Origin of the sequence: Ferroplasma acidiphilum (assembly GCF_002078355.1) — an archaeon.
Taxonomy (GTDB): Archaea; Thermoplasmatota; Thermoplasmata; order Thermoplasmatales; family Thermoplasmataceae; genus Ferroplasma; species Ferroplasma acidiphilum.
Genome location: NZ_CP015363.1, coordinates 1,642,587 through 1,659,801, shown reverse-complemented (window position 1 = coordinate 1,659,801; position 17,215 = coordinate 1,642,587). Strand labels below are relative to the sequence as shown.

Annotated in this window: 21 protein-coding genes; 5 read left to right on the top strand and 16 right to left on the bottom strand. The window is 35.0% G+C overall.

The features are described from left to right. Positions 1–15: 15 nt before the first annotated feature. The 6 genes from fad_RS08295 to fad_RS08265 all read right to left on the bottom strand — a co-directional run bounded on the left by fad_RS08295 (position 16) and on the right by fad_RS08265 (position 5,677). Positions 16–597, bottom strand: a complete 582-nt coding sequence (locus fad_RS08295) for a class I SAM-dependent methyltransferase (protein WP_081143023.1) — start codon at positions 595–597, stop codon at positions 16–18. 124 nt (positions 598–721) lie between these two features. Next, positions 722–1,312: a hypothetical protein gene (locus fad_RS08290; RefSeq protein WP_081143022.1), complete on the bottom strand. Its 591-nt coding sequence runs from the start codon at positions 1,310–1,312 to the stop codon at positions 722–724. 77 nt (positions 1,313–1,389) lie between these two features. Next, positions 1,390–2,382, bottom strand: coding sequence for a proline racemase family protein (locus tag fad_RS08285; RefSeq protein WP_081143021.1), 993 nt, complete (start codon positions 2,380–2,382; stop codon positions 1,390–1,392). 49 nt (positions 2,383–2,431) lie between these two features. Continuing rightward, positions 2,432–3,577: a M20 metallopeptidase family protein gene (locus tag fad_RS08280; RefSeq protein ID WP_081143020.1), complete on the bottom strand. Its 1,146-nt coding sequence runs from the start codon at positions 3,575–3,577 to the stop codon at positions 2,432–2,434. A gap of 596 nt (positions 3,578–4,173) precedes the next feature. Beyond that, the gene (locus fad_RS08270) at positions 4,174–5,190 is read right to left on the bottom strand and encodes a nuclear transport factor 2-like protein (RefSeq protein WP_236940568.1); all 1,017 of its coding nucleotides are present in this window, start codon (positions 5,188–5,190) and stop codon (positions 4,174–4,176) included. 244 nt (positions 5,191–5,434) lie between these two features. Next, positions 5,435–5,677 carry a helix-turn-helix domain-containing protein gene (locus fad_RS08265; protein WP_155951151.1) on the bottom strand — a complete coding sequence of 81 codons (243 nt, stop codon included), beginning with the start codon at positions 5,675–5,677 and terminating at the stop codon, positions 5,435–5,437. 184 nt (positions 5,678–5,861) lie between these two features. Between fad_RS08265 and fad_RS08260 the strand changes: the two genes are divergently transcribed. Beyond that, a complete protein-coding gene (locus fad_RS08260; protein WP_081143016.1) occupies positions 5,862–6,053 on the top strand; it encodes a hypothetical protein in 192 nt (63 codons plus the stop codon). A gap of 22 nt (positions 6,054–6,075) precedes the next feature. On the opposite strand, the gene fad_RS08255 is transcribed toward fad_RS08260, so the two are convergent. Beyond that, positions 6,076–7,041 carry an MFS transporter gene (locus fad_RS08255; RefSeq protein ID WP_257788223.1) on the bottom strand — a complete coding sequence of 322 codons (966 nt, stop codon included), beginning with the start codon at positions 7,039–7,041 and terminating at the stop codon, positions 6,076–6,078. 153 nt (positions 7,042–7,194) lie between these two features. Here fad_RS08255 and fad_RS08250 point away from each other — a divergent pair, with 153 nt between their 5' ends. Continuing rightward, complete coding sequence (locus fad_RS08250; RefSeq protein WP_081141818.1) at positions 7,195–8,571, top strand: transposase; 1,377 nt, start codon at positions 7,195–7,197, stop codon at positions 8,569–8,571. 4 nt (positions 8,572–8,575) lie between these two features. Here the strand turns inward: fad_RS08250 and fad_RS08245 are convergent, their stop codons facing one another. The 9 genes from fad_RS08245 to fad_RS08205 all read right to left on the bottom strand — a co-directional run bounded on the left by fad_RS08245 (position 8,576) and on the right by fad_RS08205 (position 15,599). After that, positions 8,576–8,863 carry a hypothetical protein gene (locus fad_RS08245; protein WP_081143015.1) on the bottom strand — a complete coding sequence of 96 codons (288 nt, stop codon included), beginning with the start codon at positions 8,861–8,863 and terminating at the stop codon, positions 8,576–8,578. Positions 8,864–9,132: 269 nt separating this feature from the next. Then, positions 9,133–9,498, bottom strand: a complete 366-nt coding sequence (locus tag fad_RS08240) for a hypothetical protein (protein WP_081143014.1) — start codon at positions 9,496–9,498, stop codon at positions 9,133–9,135. A 112-nt stretch (positions 9,499–9,610) separates the two neighbouring features. After that, positions 9,611–10,444 (bottom strand): SDR family oxidoreductase, encoded by an 834-nt coding sequence (locus fad_RS08235; protein WP_081143013.1) that lies wholly within the window; start codon positions 10,442–10,444, stop codon positions 9,611–9,613. Between the two features lie 233 nt (positions 10,445–10,677). Beyond that, positions 10,678–11,247 carry a hypothetical protein gene (locus tag fad_RS08230; RefSeq protein ID WP_081143012.1) on the bottom strand — a complete coding sequence of 190 codons (570 nt, stop codon included), beginning with the start codon at positions 11,245–11,247 and terminating at the stop codon, positions 10,678–10,680. Further along, complete coding sequence (locus fad_RS08225; RefSeq protein WP_009886809.1) at positions 11,244–12,005, bottom strand: hypothetical protein; 762 nt, start codon at positions 12,003–12,005, stop codon at positions 11,244–11,246. Before fad_RS08225 ends, fad_RS08230 begins: the two co-directional genes overlap by 4 nt. Beyond that, positions 11,989–12,840 (bottom strand): ATP-binding cassette domain-containing protein, encoded by an 852-nt coding sequence (locus fad_RS08220; protein WP_171481159.1) that lies wholly within the window; start codon positions 12,838–12,840, stop codon positions 11,989–11,991. The genes fad_RS08225 and fad_RS08220 overlap by 17 nt, the downstream gene beginning before the upstream one ends. A 2-nt stretch (positions 12,841–12,842) precedes the next feature. Next, positions 12,843–13,673 (bottom strand): hypothetical protein, encoded by an 831-nt coding sequence (locus tag fad_RS08215; protein WP_155951150.1) that lies wholly within the window; start codon positions 13,671–13,673, stop codon positions 12,843–12,845. 8 nt (positions 13,674–13,681) lie between these two features. Beyond that, on the bottom strand, positions 13,682–14,236 hold the full coding sequence (locus fad_RS08210) for a hypothetical protein (RefSeq protein WP_155951149.1): 555 nt from the start codon (positions 14,234–14,236) through the stop codon (positions 13,682–13,684). 205 nt (positions 14,237–14,441) lie between these two features. Beyond that, the gene (locus fad_RS08205; RefSeq protein ID WP_081143008.1) at positions 14,442–15,599 is read right to left on the bottom strand and encodes an acyl-CoA dehydrogenase family protein; all 1,158 of its coding nucleotides are present in this window, start codon (positions 15,597–15,599) and stop codon (positions 14,442–14,444) included. A gap of 239 nt (positions 15,600–15,838) precedes the next feature. On the opposite strand from fad_RS08205, the gene fad_RS09595 reads away from it, so the two are divergent. From fad_RS09595 to fad_RS08190, 3 genes are all read left to right on the top strand, one after another. After that, entirely contained in the window at positions 15,839–16,120 is a 282-nt protein-coding gene (locus fad_RS09595) for an AbrB/MazE/SpoVT family DNA-binding domain-containing protein (protein ID WP_081143179.1), read from the top strand. Continuing rightward, entirely contained in the window at positions 16,098–16,289 is a 192-nt protein-coding gene (locus fad_RS08195; protein WP_081143007.1) for a hypothetical protein, read from the top strand. Before fad_RS09595 ends, fad_RS08195 begins: the two co-directional genes overlap by 23 nt. Before the next feature lie 271 nt (positions 16,290–16,560). Then, a complete protein-coding gene (locus tag fad_RS08190; RefSeq protein WP_081143006.1) occupies positions 16,561–17,208 on the top strand; it encodes a phosphoribosyltransferase in 648 nt (215 codons plus the stop codon). Positions 17,209–17,215 lie beyond the last annotated feature (7 nt).

The following is a 17,215-nucleotide window of genomic DNA, read 5'->3' as shown; positions in this document are numbered from 1 at the left end:
TTTGTTATTTTTAAATTAAATTTTTTGAAATATCTTCATCTGCAAATCCCATTTCCCATTGCCTGTGATGGGTATTTCCATAACTGTAGAAAAACTATTTCCAAAATAATCCATATCTATATATTGTTCAGGAAGAAGGTCGATAAGAATAAAATACCCTCCGCTGTTAAGACATTCAATAACATTATCATAGGCCTTAAATCTATTTTTCCCCAGATTATGGAAAACCAGGTTTGACATTGCAAGGTCAAATTTTGTTTCTATGGTAAAAGGAGTTAAGAGGTTATGGTTGATCAATAAAACTCTATTATCTATGCCAAGTTCTTTCATATTTTGAAGTGCCTTTTCCATGGAAGATCCAGAAAGGCTGTCATGGTTAAATATGTCAATACCGGTAATTGATGCATAGGGAAAATGTTTTGCAGCTATGGAAACCATAAAACCAAGGCCGCAACCCGCATCAAGAATATTTATTTTTTGAGTTGCTGGATACAAGTTGCCAAGTACCTGGTTCATATTTTCCTCCACCAGCGCCCTTACTTTTATTGACCCTTCTAAGGATGAATGGTGATACGTTCCAAAATCAATCTCTGCCATGGTAATTTTATCCCACTTCAATATTTATTTATTTGCATTTCCATATGAAATTGGAGTATCGTTAAATACCGCTAAATATTAAATGTCAACTGGCCAGATAACATATTCGGGCTCCAGAAATTAACTAAAATACACCTTTCCTACCTATTATTGATGATGCAACAGGTAAAGCCACAAAAATGAGTATACTTACTATGTAAATTGCTGGTGAGTTTACGCTAACCCCCAATAGTGAGGAAATTCCAAGTAGCGGATATAAAACTGATCCAGCCATATTTAGTGCCCCGGTTTTCATATACAATTTTCCGAATTTTTCCTTTAACTCTCTGGATAGTACCGCAATGTATATTATTACTGGAATTGTATACTCATTTTTTTCTATATTTATATTGAGGCTATTTTTGAATTTGTTAATATATGCAACTTCTATATTTTGAGAATAAATAGCAAAATTTAACATTCTTAACTTTTTCATATCCTTTTTTGGAATCCAGAAATTGGTTCCCCTATACTCCATTGCAGAACCTCTTTCCAGGTTGCCTTCTTCGAGAAAATTGTGGCTTATGATATATTTGCCCTTTTCCCGTTTTAATTGTATATTATCAGTCCCTTCTATGGTTATTTCTTTTCCATGGTCAGATATAATTATATCAACATTATAGCCATCGGGGCCTGTAATTTTATGGTTTTCATAAACATATATTGTGTCCGGCATTTATGATGTTTTATAACATAAATATAAATAAATATTGCGAAACATTTCCAGAAAAAGAGTCATTATTTAATGAATAATTACTGTACCAGAAACCCGTGTTTCAAAGGGTCTGATGGGTCAACTATAAGCTTGCACAGCTGTGTTACCCATGCCCTACCTGTAATTTCAGGGACAATTGCAATGGTGTCGTTGACTTTCTCCCACGATATTATCCTGCATTCAAATTTTGTCCTGAGAATTGACTCATTAACATAGCTGCCATCCAGTTTCAACTTTCCCTCATGGACAAGAAAAGCAGCCCTGGCAGCAGTTCCAGTACCACACGGCGACCTATCAAAGCTATTGCCTGCAAAGGTAACTATTGCGCGGTAATCATGGTTATTATCGGTTATCATTGCAAGAGGCTCCAGGTTTTTACGGTTTTCAGGATACAGTTCTTTCAAAGTCTCATATGCTTTTTCCCTTATTATTTTCCCATATGCAAGCAGGTCATCAATATATTCTGGCTCCACATCAACTCCAAGATCCTTAGAATTTACAATGGCGTAGAAATTTCCTCCATATGAAATATTAACATCCACATCTTTCCCGTTCACATTTACCTTAATCTGCTTTACAAAATATGATTTGACATCCACAATGGATACAGAAACAGGTTCTCCGTTTTCTATCTTGACCCTTGCTTTAACAGTCCCGGCTACTGTGTCATATACCAGAGTTTTCTCATTGCCTTCAAATGGAACATACCCAAGTGCAACCAGTGCAGTGCTCACACCAATTGTTGCATGCCCGCACATATCAAGATATGATTCAGTTGTAGGATAAATCACGGTATAATCGCTATCAGGGTTTACCGGAGGAAGGAGAATGGCGCCGAACTGGTCCTTATGCCCCCTGGGCTCCAGCAGCAATATTTTTCTTATGTAGTCATAATGGTCAATGAAATATTTTCTCACGGAAAGCGCATCCCTTAAATTTTTAGGAATGTTATTCCAGAACATAATACGTGTTGGCTCTCCCTCTGTATGTGTATCTATAACATCAATGGTAAAATCAGATTTCAAGCTCATTATCTAATAATTGGACTATAAATAAATAATTTTGGATAAAATAATTATTTTATTCCTTATTCAATATTTCCATTGCGGCTTCCTTTAAAACCTTGGCACCGGTATAAAGTGCACTTTCATCCATATCAAATGTAGGAGAATGGTTCATAGAATCAATTCCTCTTTCAGGATTGCTCCCCCCAATGAAATAATAAGATCCAGGAACTTTCTGCAGGAAATATGCGAAGTCTTCACCACCCATATTGGGTTTAGGGTAAATTATATTATCTTTCCCAACAACCCTCTTTGCAGCTTCCTCTATATATTTAGCTATTTTTTCGTTGTTTACCAGAACCGGATACCCCTTCTTGTACTCATACTCATATTCAATTCCATAAATGGATTTCAGCCCTTCCAATATATCCTTTATCCTTTTTATTATCTTTTCCTGGATCTCTGTGTTGAATGTCCTCACAGTGCCGGTGAGTTCTGCATGTGCAGCTATTATGTTATACCTGTATCCTGAATTCACTGTCCCGGTTGTTATTACTGCAGGCTCCTGGGGGTCAATTTCCCTTGAAACAATTGTATTCAGCATTTCTATAAGGTGTGCTGTTATGTAAACAGCATCAATTGAATCCTGTGGTGCAGAACCGTGCCCGCCTTTCCCATGTATTTTAATATCAAATTCGTCCGCATTTGCCATCATTTCCTTGTAGTATATTGCTATCTTTCCTGCAGGTATAAATCCCATTATATGCTGCCCTATTATGTAGTCAACACCATCCAGTGCACCGTTTTTAATCATGCCAACTGCACCGCCTGGAGGGAGTTCCTCAGCTGGCTGGAAAATCAACCTTATGTTGCCATTGAGTTTTTCCTTTTCTGCTATAAGCATTTTCGCTGCACCCAATAGCATAGCCATGTGGGTATCATGGCCACAGGCATGCATTACACCCTTGTTTTTAGACACATAGTCAACTTTGTTTTCTTCTGTAACTGGCAAAGCATCTATATCTGCCCTTATTGCCACTGTTTTTTTGCCTTTTCCCTTTATATCTGCAATTATTCCTGTTTCTGTGATTCTTTTAGGGTTTAACCCCATATCTCTTAATTCTTTCTCCAGCCTATCTGCAGTTTTAAATTCTTTAAAGCTCAATTCCGGGTTTTCATGGAAATATTCCCTCATTGCAATTATGTATTCCTCAGTCTCCATAATGAAATATGATATTTATCTATATTAATAGTTCTACTAATCTTTCATTTATTTGTTTCAAATTTATAATTTATCCTGTAAATATATATTCTGAACTTTATACACCATATTTATGATAAGCAAAACCTGTAAAACCGGATGAATGTTAAACAATGTTAGAAATATAATGCCCTGAAATGTTGAATTATCCTGTTACCTGGTTTTTATTCCAGCAAAGATGCAAATCACCATGGAAAATTACTGTGATATAAATTTATACAATAATACTGTTCCTGTTAATCCTGTGATATTTATAATTAATAAGGGCAAAGACACGTTTAACCCCAGAAATTTTGAAAAATTGTAATAAATATAGAGTGTCATTGCACTCTGAACCATGAATACAAATAGGAACACAAATATTTGATTATACACTTTTAATCCAGTTTTTTTATAATTTTTTATGTAGCTAATGCCGATTATCAAAAATATTATGAATTCAATAGCAATAATTACCATATTTGTTATCCATATATATTCCATTGAATTACCCTATAATTTTTCTTTATTATAACTTATTTGCTGAATATAAATACAAAATAAAAATATTTAGTTTATTAAAGATCAGTTAAATTCCCTGAACCGGTTATGTGGAATGTTTCGTTAACTATTTTGAAACTGTTTTCTCCCAGATGCCCGTTGAATCCATAGTTATAGTATGTTATAGCATATGTTGTATTTATATACTGGAACGCATTTGTTGTTGCATTCTGGACTATAAACTGTGTAAAGTTTGCACTTACTGTTGCCATATTACCGTTTATGGATATCTCCGGATTATTCGTAGTGCTGGTTGATGCATAGAACCATACAGCTTTCCAGGCAGTGAAGAACTTATTCCAGGTTGAATTTATGCTTGTTATTCCGGAATATGTCCCATTTAATGGCCCTCCGATCCAGTGCAATGTTGCATTATTTGCATATTCTTTCATTATCAGAGATAGATTCTCAATTGCTATCTGGTTCCAGTGCTGCAATGACAATGCATTGATCTCGTTGTACTCTGCAAATTCCTGTGCATATGATACATATCCAGACCCTGTTATATGCCATATTTCATTGTATATGTGCCAGCTGTTGTCCATATACATCATATCAAGTGTATAGCTTACATTCAGGTACTGTACCTGTGTTTCATTGTTGAATGGTGTTAGTATAAACTGGTTGGTTGATGTTACATTTGAGTAATTGCCATTTACCACCACAGTCGGCGGTGTTTCTGCATAAAACCACACTGCTGACCATGTCTTAAAGAACTTGCTCCAGGTAGAATTTATGTTTGCTATTCCAGAGTAAACTCCATTTAAAGGTCCACCTATCCAGTGCAATGTTGCATTATCTGTGTATCCAGCAGAAACATTCGCAAGATTCTCTATAGTTATATTGTTCCAGTGGGCATAAGCGGCTTCGAGAGCTGATGATGCCTTTGCATCACTGTACGCATTCTGAGACTTTTTCAGCTGGGTATCCTTATGTGCAATTGTTGAGTTATCAACGGCGTAAAAACCTATAAAAAGCCCTGCAAATATTATGGTCAAAGCAATAAATATAGCTGCTAACATTTTCATGTTCATATTTATCATTTGATTATAAGTGAAATTGATTTAAGGATATTTCAAAATTACACACAAATTATAGATAAATAATATGCAAATTATGTATAAATATGAATAAACAGTTACGTTATAATTAACATATGATTTAATTCTATCTTTCAGTCATAGTTTGCCGGCACTTAACATGGAATAACTGTTATAAATGTTATATTTAGTATGCTATTGCTATAATCTGGGGATTTATTGCATGATAAATCTATAATTAAGGATCCCATTTAATCCCTGCAGCAGCAAGAGTTTCCTGAAATATTTTGATATTGTTTATCAGAGTGGGGCTTGGAAAGTACACCTTCCCGTAACCCTGGCCCTGTACAACAACAAAATTATTTGAAAGCAGAACTTTCATATGGTGTTCAATGGTACGGTAATTTACGCCAAGGCTGCAACTTAACCCATAAGCGTTTTTAGGGGATTCCATCAGGGATTTCATTACTTTAATACGCATTTCTCCTCCCCTTGTAGATATAAATATCCACCATAACAGCCTTTTAAAAGAGCTATCAAATTCTGCACCCAAATCCCATCCTTCAATATATCGGTTCTAATTATTTAATAATTTTACATAAAAATTATCTCCATGTACCATGTCACTTAATAAAACTTAATATATAAGGTAAAAATCCGAAGCTATGGAAAGGCTTGCCATTTTAGATTACATTATAGGTGCAGTAGCCATTATAATGGTAATTTACACCGCTGTATCAAATATTTATTTTTCATTCAGGTTTTTCACCTATTATGCTGCATTGCCAACTGTAATCATACTTGTAATTTTATATCTTTTGCACAGGCACATATATAAATTAAGAAATGCAAATTAAAAGCAAATTAAAATTTAAAAAATTATGATGCCTGCTTCTCGAATTCTGGATGTTCTTCTATTGTGCTTTTGGTCATCTTTTTTGTGAATACCACAAACAATACTGCCAGGAATGCAGGTATAATTACTGACAGAAGTGAGGTTTTCTTGAATCCCTCAGATAAGAGAGCTTCGTATAATGGCCCCCCTATTATAGTTCCCACATTGAATATAAAGAATAGAAAACCTGAGATTGTCCCGACTATTCTATCCTCTACGGAATCCTGCCCGAGGGCCACAAGAAGATCAACATAAACCCCCCATCCAGCTCCGAAAATGAAAGTAGATACAATAAGCCCTGCAAATGACGTAAACAGGAAAAACATTCCCAGGGAACCGAAAGCAATTAAAAGGGAAGTTATTATCACCATATACTTTCTTCCTATCTTATCTGCTGTGTACCCAATAGGGAAAGCCATTATGAATCCTCCCGCCCCTGCCATTGAAGCTATTATAGCCGCATTGCCATCGGATATAGAAAGACCCTTTATCAGGTAGTCAGAGAAATAGCCAAGATATCCTGCAAATAAAGCTATTCCAAAGAAGAATACAGATATGGATAAAAGTATAATATTCCTGTTGAAGACATTTCTTATGTTCAATTTTGTTGTTGGCTTTTCCTTTTTGAATGTAACAGGTATTACCATTATTACCAGTGCAAGGATAATTATTGCCATGGCACCCGATATTTCAAAGGGGAGCCTGAATGCAGGAAGGAATGGTTCTATTAGATAAGGGCTCGCAAATAATCCTACTGAGAAGAAAGTAGCCCAGACAGATACTGCCCTTCCCCTGGTTTCATAGAATATATCGCCAAGTAGAGCTACTCCAGCGGGCTGGAATATGCCAACACCCACTCCAACACCAAGCCTTGCTATGAATAACTCGGGCGTTGTTGTAACAAATCCTGTCATTATGGTAAAGGCTGAAAACACCAGCACAGAGAGAATAACTGTGTTCTTAACCCTTAACTCTTAGTTTTTTACGTTATATGTCACATTTTCTCTCTCCATCTATGTAATAGTAAGTTAGTGTTTTACCGGGTTTATTACCACATTTGATTAGAGAAATATTTATATACATATTACGTATATATACGTTATATGAATAATATGCCAGATTGGGTATTGAAACATAAGGGGAAGGGGATAGAGATAAGGAGGTTCGGTGACAGGTATTATGCATATGAATCATCAAGCAGGTATGATAAGGATCTAAAAAGGGCAAAGAAAGTGACAGGGAAATACCTTGGGGTTGTAACACCTGCTGGAATAATAAAGAAAAGCGATGTTTCAGGCATAAGTGGGGACTATGAATATGGAAATATTGCATTGTTGTATGGAATAGCAGGGAAGACAATACTCCCGGTACTGAAGCAGGTATTTCCATATATGTATGAGAGGATAATAATATATGTAATACTCAGGGATATACAGCCGCTACCAATGAAGTCCTTAAGGTATCTATATGAGAAAACATACCTTTCAAGAATGTATAATGAATCCATGTCTCCCGGGTCCATTTCAGGAATGCTGTCATCACTGCCACAGGAAGGCATGGTAGCAGTAATGAGAAAGCTCACAGAAAAGGGCGAGTATGTTTTAATGGATTCAACAGCAATATTCTCCAGGTCAGAGAACATATCATTCCTTGAGCCTGGCCATAATTCAAAGGAGATACACCTTCCACAGATCAATGTAATGATGCTGTTCTCATCAACAAGGACTGTACCCACATTCATAAGGATACTTCCAGGCTCAATAAGGGATGTATCAGCTATGGCAAATACAATAGACATAGCAGGCGTGGAAAGATGCGTTATAGTAGCAGATAAGGGCTTCTTCTCCGCAGACAATATTAAAAAGCTGAAGAGGAGGCATCTTAGCTACATCATACCATTGAGGAGGAATTCTTCCATTATACCGGAAAGCGGTGATTTCCTTAATGTTTTCATGTACAATGGAAAGCCTGTGAAGTACTGGAAGCCTGAGAATGGTGTATATGTATTCGAAGACCCTGTCCTGAAATCAGAGGAGGAGAGGGACTACCTCATAAGAATCCATGACAATATCAGGTCAAAATCATCATACTACGATCATTCCGGTGATTTTGGAAAGCTTTACCTTTTATCCGATATTATTGATGAACCGGAACGGATATACAGATTGTACAAAGAACGTGAATATGTTGAATACGCTTTCAATGTATACAAGAATGACCTTGAAGCAGATAGATCATATATCCGAGATGATCACATGCTTTCATCCTACATGTTTTTGAATTTACTCTCACTTTACCTGCATTTCCAGGTACTTAACACGATAGATGGAAAATACAGTGTGAGGGATATTCTACTCATTCTTTCCAGGATAAAAATATACAGTACAGGGAAAACTGAGATGGTAAGCGAAATACCGAAGAAGGCAAAGGAACTCATATCAAAATTAGGGGTAGACCTGGACATATTACGTAAAAAATGAAGAGTTAAGGCTTAACTGAATACCTGTCAAATAAGTATCCACCCACAAGGCTGAATATGGCTATGCCTATAGCATATCCTGTAAGTATAAGCCCTATTGAGAGGTATAGCGGGCCAGTCAGGGAAGGAACAATATATGTTGAACCGAATGAATAAATCTCTCCATCAAATCCTTCCAGAAAAGCAGGCAGGCCAGCAACAATAGCTATTATAATAAATCGTGCAAGGCTTTCTCCTGCAGCCTGTCTGACCGTTTCCTTTTTTTGAAATCCCAATTTAAAAATACTATCCATACGTTTGTCAATGTTTAGCACTATATAAAAATATCCTGCACATTTCCGGAAATTTATCTATGATTTCTTCCAGAATTTGTTCCCAAGCATATACAATACAGCCTGATAAAAATAAATATATTTAATTTCAACCTATAATCCAGAAATACTTAAAGTAAATTTTTATTGCTGTATGTGGCAGAGTGTCCGACTTTGCCCCATAATTAGCTATAGTTTTCCAATCTGTTGAGAATACTGGCAATTTAATATCGTATTATTATGGTATATCCCTATAATATCAATAGAAATCCGCCTACTATTTCCATCACAGGGCCTATTACAAATCCGCCGCCCAGTAGAAGTATTATAAATCCGAGGAATATTATAATGACACCATTGAGAACTTTATCCTTTCTTCTACCTCCATCTGCCCTGGTGTAAATAATATATGCCAGAATGATCCATATTATAGGAACAATTGCCATAACAATAGAACTGCCTATCACTGCGGCTCCTGCTGGATTGAAAAAGAGAAGTTGTGCTGCTCCTCCAAGCCCCGAAATAAACAATAAAAGCAATACTATAATTCCTGAAATAAAAGTTATAATCGAACCAATTGATGTAATTAGATACCGTATGCGTGCGTTAGATGCCATTAATATCCATCTAAAATAGAGTATTAAAAGGTATTCTTATAAATATTGTAAACATTGTTTTATATAGGTTATAATAGCACAATTATCAGGTAGCAGTTATAATGTTGCCTGATTACCTTTGTCTCATCATTTTCCATATATCATCAGGAAGGCTTTCCATCATGTTGAACATGCTGGAGCCATATAATGCCTGCCCTCCGTCAGCAGTAACAACTTCTCCATTGATATAGGATGCCATGTCCGAGATAAGAAAGGCAGCTATGTTAGCTATTTCTTCCTTTGTTGCAAGCCTCCTTTCAGGGTTTCCTGATATGAGCTGCTTTTCATAATCATCGCCAGGGAGAAGCCTTGACCATGCTCCTTCAGTCTTAAATGCTCCAGGGGCAATTGCAACAGTCCTTATTCCCTTATGTCCCCATTCGGCTGCAAGTGACCTTGTAAGGGCTAAAACTCCGGCCTTGGATATTGCTGATGGCACCACATATCCGGAACCTGTCCAGGCGTATGTTGCCACAATGCTCAGTATTGTTCCCTTCATGGAATTAGAGATCCACCTTTTCCCCATTTCCAGTGAAGCATATGCTGTCCCATGTAAAACAATCCCCATTACAGTGTCAAACGCCTTAGGAGTTAGGTCCTCTGTCCTGCTGATAAAATTTCCCGCAGCATTATTTATTAAAACATTAATTTTCCCTGTTTTACTTTCTATTAAATCCACTGCGTTTTTAATCTCATCAGGATTCCTTATGTCGCATTTCACAGCTTCAATTTTGTATCCCATATTATTAAAATATTCCTTTGCAGCGGTAAGATGCTCTTCTTTCCTGCTAATTATTGATACTGTAGCACCTAATTTCAGGAAAGTTTCTGTCATCTGTTTTCCGAGGCCTGTTCCTCCGCCTGTAATCAGGATATTCTTATCTTTCAGTAAATTCTCTTTAAACATTGATGAATATATGATGGAATGATATAACTATAATGCCTGGAACAATATTTAATCTAAATGCAAATCAGGTAAGAATTAAAATATGCGCCCTGGCAATATCAGATAAATCCTGAATTTAAGATATTTATCTCTACACTTTCTGAAAATGTTAAATGTAGACTGTTGTGTTATTTACTCCGTATCAATAAAACTTTAAATAATGGAATATATGCAAGATAATTATTGACTTACCATTATTTATGTTTATTTTTATTATATAAAATTCCTGATAATATGCCAGTGGCTGCTGTTGGTATGGCAAAAATGTAAATAATGGCCATCATTGCATAATTTCCCGGCGGATCAACAACTATAAGATTTAATTTATTTACCTGACTGGAGTTCTCCCTTCCATAAATTGTTAGTGTCGAATTATATTTTATCATATAATATCCGGCTGTCAAATTTACATTTACTGTGTTTAGAATATTTTTTTCAAAAATTTTATGGCCAGTTGAATTATTATAATGCAGACTAACAGAATAAATTGATACACAGTTATTAATCGTATAGTTTTGCCCATTTTCAATTATGCTGGTGTCCGGCATTAATTTCAATTTACCTCCATATGTTCTGAAGAATGCTGAATAGTATCGCCCCTGAATTATGTAGTGTGTTGTTCCATTGTATTTTTCAGTTATGTTGTTTTTGGTATTAAGAGTAAATGAATTATCATAATGGTTTGCAAAGGGAATAGAGGTAATTAATACAGCAAAAATAACTAATAATATAAGAAATATGCGTAACAGGCTTTTATAATTCATCTCACCACCTTCATATCTCTATACCGTGCTATCAGCATGGTTAGGAATATAAACATTAAAGAAAGCAATACTTCTATTATAACACCAATAAAAGTAATGTGGTTAAAGCCGTAATTTAGATAGCCGTATACAGGATCAACCACATGGTATAATATTGTGTTCTGTGGCCTTATGTATACAAGCGGTACCAGAAAATAAAAGAATATTATAATGAAAGCACCCGGGATCAATAAATTTTTTGTTATTGCGGATAATACCATGCCTATACTTATAAAAAACATCAAACTTATAAAAGTGAACAGTACCAGATGCCATATTATATAATATTCTATTGAGAAAAAATCTACGTAGGAGATTACAAAATACGAAATGGATAATATGAGTAGGGGATAAATAACAAATAGAATAAAATATGAAAGTATTATAGAATTCTTTCTGAATCCCATAGAATACATAACAAGAAATTTATTTCGTACTATAGACGAAGAAAATAAAAATACTTCATAGGATGAAATAACTATTGTAACAATATAAAATATAGTGAATAACGGATATGATGCATAATACAAATATTGCTTGAAAAAAAATAACACACCAATTTCAGGGTAACCAAAATTTAAATGCGGCGATATGGATATAGATTGAATATAACTGAAATATACAGTTGCACATATGCCTATTATTAGTATTATTTCAATGAAATACCTGCTGTCAAAGTCCTGGAAAATAATAGACATAAGATTATTTTTGATTCTCATAATACTCAACCATCGCAGGAGGAATTCTGGTAATTTCCTTTATATTGCTTTCAGGTATAACGTCTATTATATCCCTTATTGAAGCGTTCTTAATGACTATTGAATCGTTAACCATAAAATGTTTTAATCCTTTTAATTTCCCCTCCACAGTTTTAATGTCATAAAATTTCAGGGCGTAGGCTATATTTATATCATCCCTGTAAAATGCCCTGACTTTATTTCCTGTAATTGTTAATATTTGATTTGCCTGCTGGTTTAATTCATCGTTTATGTGGCTTGTAATCAAAAATATAGAATTAGAATTTAATTGCTTTAATTTTACAGCTTCAGCGAATCTCCTCCTGTTTGGCTGGTCAAGGTTAGAATTTGGCTCATCAAATATATATAATTTATAGTTTCCTGATAAATAACATGATATGTACAGTATCTGTGCCTCTCCCATACTTAAGGAAGATATCCTTGAATTTATAATATGTTCCATCTTAAAATATGACAAAAATCCATATATTTCGGAACTGGCCACTCCTTTTAAGCGAGAAAACAGGCTAATATGTTCCCTGACAGTCCCGGAACCAAAATATACTGGATTCTCAGGCATTAACGATGTATTTAAAAAAGCCAGTCTGTGATTGTTCACTGGATTATAGCCGTTAACGTATATTTCCCCTGAGTTAATGCGGTAATTTCCCATTATTAAATAAATAATTGTGCTTTTGCCGGAACCATTTGGGGAGATTAAAAGTGTAACTCCCTTATCAACTCTGAATGTAGAGTTTTCGAATATAGTTATATCGTCGAACTTCTTGGTTGCATTGCCAAAGTATATTCCATCCATTATTATCTCTTCTTTTTTACCTTTATGGAAATTAAATATCCTATGCCGATTATCCATATCACCGCATAAACTATTGTATACTTTTCAATATAGGATATATAATTTATAGCAGTTATCCCTACGTTTGTTCTGTCAAGTTTCATTGTAAACCATGATGTCTTGATGCCGATATTGTCCTGTATCATAGCAGCTATGCTGGAATTTCCAGGAATCGATATTGAAGACAGTATTGAATATCCCCTTGACTGTATAAAATTTGCATAATTAAAAAGGCTATAATTGTAATCCTGTATAACATCCGTTAGTGATTCGATCTTGCCAATATATGGTATATATTGAACCTGCTTTTTTCCATAATTAACTACATAATGTGAAGAGGGGCATGTTGTATACATTCCTTTTATTGCTATCACATTATTGCCGAATATCACAATATTTCCTGTATTGATGTGGTTTTCCTCTGGAAACATAGCCGTAAATATAGTTCCGTTTAATGGCTCGGAAAATGTTCTGTTTGCTATAATGGTTCCTGTAGAGTTACATAAATAACTATGAAAAACTGCAGAAGATCCGGTAATATTTATATACACACGACCATTTATATATAAATCCCCATGCTTAAGTGTTTCATTTTTGTATATAGAATTACTCGGAAATGATTTACAGCGTAACTCTGATGTATAGCTATATACAAAGTATGCACCATTTGTTGCAGGCGAAGGCTTTTCTACGTCAACCTCGCTGGAGACATTGTCTATAACAGCTATCATAATACTGGCTGTTAATATTATTAAGATAGCAATTACAGTCATAAATATTGTTCTTCGCTTCATCTATGCACCTAACAATCCATATTTTTTACCAGACCAGTTATGTCTATAAATGCCATACTGATTTCAGATGGTGTCCTGCTATAGGCTATGGAATATTGCATAAATACATCTCCATTACTATAAATCTCAAGATTTACATTCATTGCAACGTAATTGTGTGTATAGGAACCACCCCAGCTAAACCCTAGATTTTTCATTACTACATATCCGTTATACTCCTTAAAAGTCCCGGTAGAATTTGAAGCCGTGATTACATAACTGAACTGTTGTGTAATTATTGTACAACCTCCTGTGTTCCCGGTTACCTTTCCCAATACATTGCATGCAATATCATGTTCCAGGTCGTGATAATTATAATAATAGGTTTGTGTGACATTGAAATATCCTGTGTCGATCGAGTTAACAGAACTAAATAGACCTGACGATACATTTTTTGTTTCAATAATCAAATTACTATGCTGAGTACATATTATGGGGGAATCCGGCAATTGAACCTGATTGCTCCCCATATAGCCGCTGCTTATTGCAGGGGCGAATAAAATCATAGTAAATATCACTACCATTAATACACCTGCTACCATTCTCTTTATATACATAGTGATATTAACACATCAATATATATATTACGATAATAATACTAGTAAATAATTGATTATTAAATGATTTATCGATATTTTGGGGGAGTTCAGTGGTTTGAATTATCAGAATAATTAAGGTATTGAATATAGTTGTCCGTAAATATGAATAGCTGTCAATAATATAAAATAATTATTTCAAAATTGCTTTAGATATAATAACTTTCATGATATTCAATGCCCCTTCTGCACCAACAAGATAGGAGAATATTCCTCTTGCAGCCATCTCTATTCCTGAATCCTTTGTATAGCCATAAGCACCGAACCACATCATTACCTTTTTTGTCGTATCCATTGCTATCTGGGGAGATTTAAGCTTGGACATAGAGCTATATATATAAAAATCGGGGTCTTCCACATCTGCAAGGTATGCAGCTTTGTAGTTTAACAGTGCTGCCATTTCTATATCCGTTCTTAAATCTGCAGCTTCGAATGATATGGCCTCAAAGTCGCTGAGGTGTTTCCCGAATGCTTTCCTTTCCTTAATGTAGTTCAATCCCTCTTCCAGCATTTTGTAAGATAATCCGTTGCATGCTGCAGCTACCATTATACGTGCATGGTTAAACCCATCCATGGAATAGTAAAATCCTTCGTTTATTTCGCCTATTATATTCTCTTCGGGCACTTCCACATTTGTATATTTTATCCCTGAGGTAGAAATACCCATCCTGCCCATGTTATTTAATTTTGTAATTTCAATGCCATCTGCGTTAGCAGGGACATATACCATTGTTATCCCTTTATGCCCGACTCCTTCCTTTGTTTTAACAAGAGTAAGGTGGCCGCCTCCATTCTTTTTGGCTTCCACTGCGCCGCTTATGTACATCTTCTCTCCGTTGATAATTACCTTTCCATTTTCTATTCTTCCCGTTGTTGTGATATTCGCAACATCACTCCCTCCGGACGGTTCTGTAGATGCTATGCCGATAAACCTGCTTCCATTCGCTATTTCTGGCAACAGTTTATCCTTAAGTTCCTGTTTTCCATACTTCTGGAGTACATATGCCCATGAAGTATTCAATAAATAGTATACAGATGTTGCCATACTGGTATCTATCCTGGCTATTTCCTCAGATATAATTACCGAATCCATGAATGACAGGCTTGGCCCACCATATTTCAGTTTTATTAATGGTGAAATAATGCCATTTTCTCCAGCTTTCCTGAAAAATTCAACAGGAATTTCTCCATTGTTGTCTATTTCCCTGACAAAAGGCTTTAAATTCTTTTCTAAAAACTCTGCAGTATTTTTTCTTAGCAGTTTCTGTTCATCACTTAATGAAAAATCCATATTATTTTATGGATTTATGATTATTAAATATTCCTAACTGGGTATAATTATGCACAATATACACAATCCAAATATTATTAAAAAGATATACTATAGCAATCATTGACAACATTAAGAAACTAATCCCATACTGGTTTTTGTGTTTATCATAGGGGTTGACTGGTTTATACAGTCACCGGTTATTCCAGAACTTATGGCTAGCCATACCATTTATTTTTCTAAATTTAATATAATAAAGTATAAATAAATATTATACACATAACTATTATGGAGATAAAAATGAAGATAGGGCCGAGGGGCAGATCCTTATCCCGAAAGAAATCAGGACTATAACCGGGATAAAAGAGAATACAGAAGTCATAGTATCATTAAATGATGATTGCATAGTTATTAAAAAATCGAAACCAGCAACTGAAAGTTACTTTACTTATTATGCGGCCACATATTCTAAGAAATTGAAAAATAATATAGATATAAATAAAATATTGGATAGGGAGTGTGACCGAGATTTTCTACATTGATTCAAATATATTTATATTTCCGGCTATTTATGAAAATGAGAAGGCAATTATATCCGGCAAAATTTTAACATTTTTGAGCAGAAAATCCTCTTCTGAAACAGCAGATCAAAAATCACCTCAGGATGCCTGTTTGACTGAACAGGATTGGTGGAGAATGAATTTGCTTTGATCATTATTAAGGTTATAAATATCCAGAGGTTACCTGCAATTATCCTGGTTTCTGAATAAGTCTTCGCGTGAAACCATATGTTGTATAGGTGTATTCGTGGATATAAGTATAACTGCCTTATACTCTGTCTAGAGTGTTTTTTGCCGTTATGACAGGGGAGTTCATGCCAGATAATTTTCATACTGATATATTTTTTATCTACTGTCATTGCACGAGGAGATGTCACTTAAAGAACTTTAAAATAATAATAACCACTTATCTATAGATAGAAATGGAATTCAAGGCTACATATGTTTCATGGAACGAAATAGAAGAATGGACAAAGGGAATAATGAAAATGGTCATAGAGGATAATTATAATCCCGACATAATTATAGGCATTGCACGTGGCGGCCTTGTCCCTTCAAGAATGGTTGCAGATTACCTTTTCAAAAAAGATTTACTGTCAATTAAGACCGAACACTGGGGATTGACGGCTACAATGGATGGAAAGGCTGTTTTGAAGGAAAAACTGAACTATGATATTACTGGAAAGAAAGTTCTCATAGTAGACGATATAACAGATACTGGAGAAAGCATGAAACTCTCATACAATTATATTAAATCCCTTAATCCAGCAACGGTAAAAACAACTTCAATGCTTTATGTAAACGGTTCTAATTACACTCCAGATTACTACGGAAAAGGGCTTTCAAAGGAACAGTGGGCATGGTTTATATTCCCCTGGAACGTTTATGAAGATACATATAACCTTTCCAAGAAATTTATGGAAGACCCTATTGATGTAGAAAAACTCGAGGAAAAATTAGTAGAAAACTATAATTTGAACGTTGAAGATGTTAACCTCAGCGAAGTCCTGGAAAACATTGCATCGTTGAAAATGCTGAAAAAACGGGAAAATAAGTTTTCTATACTATAAACAAAAT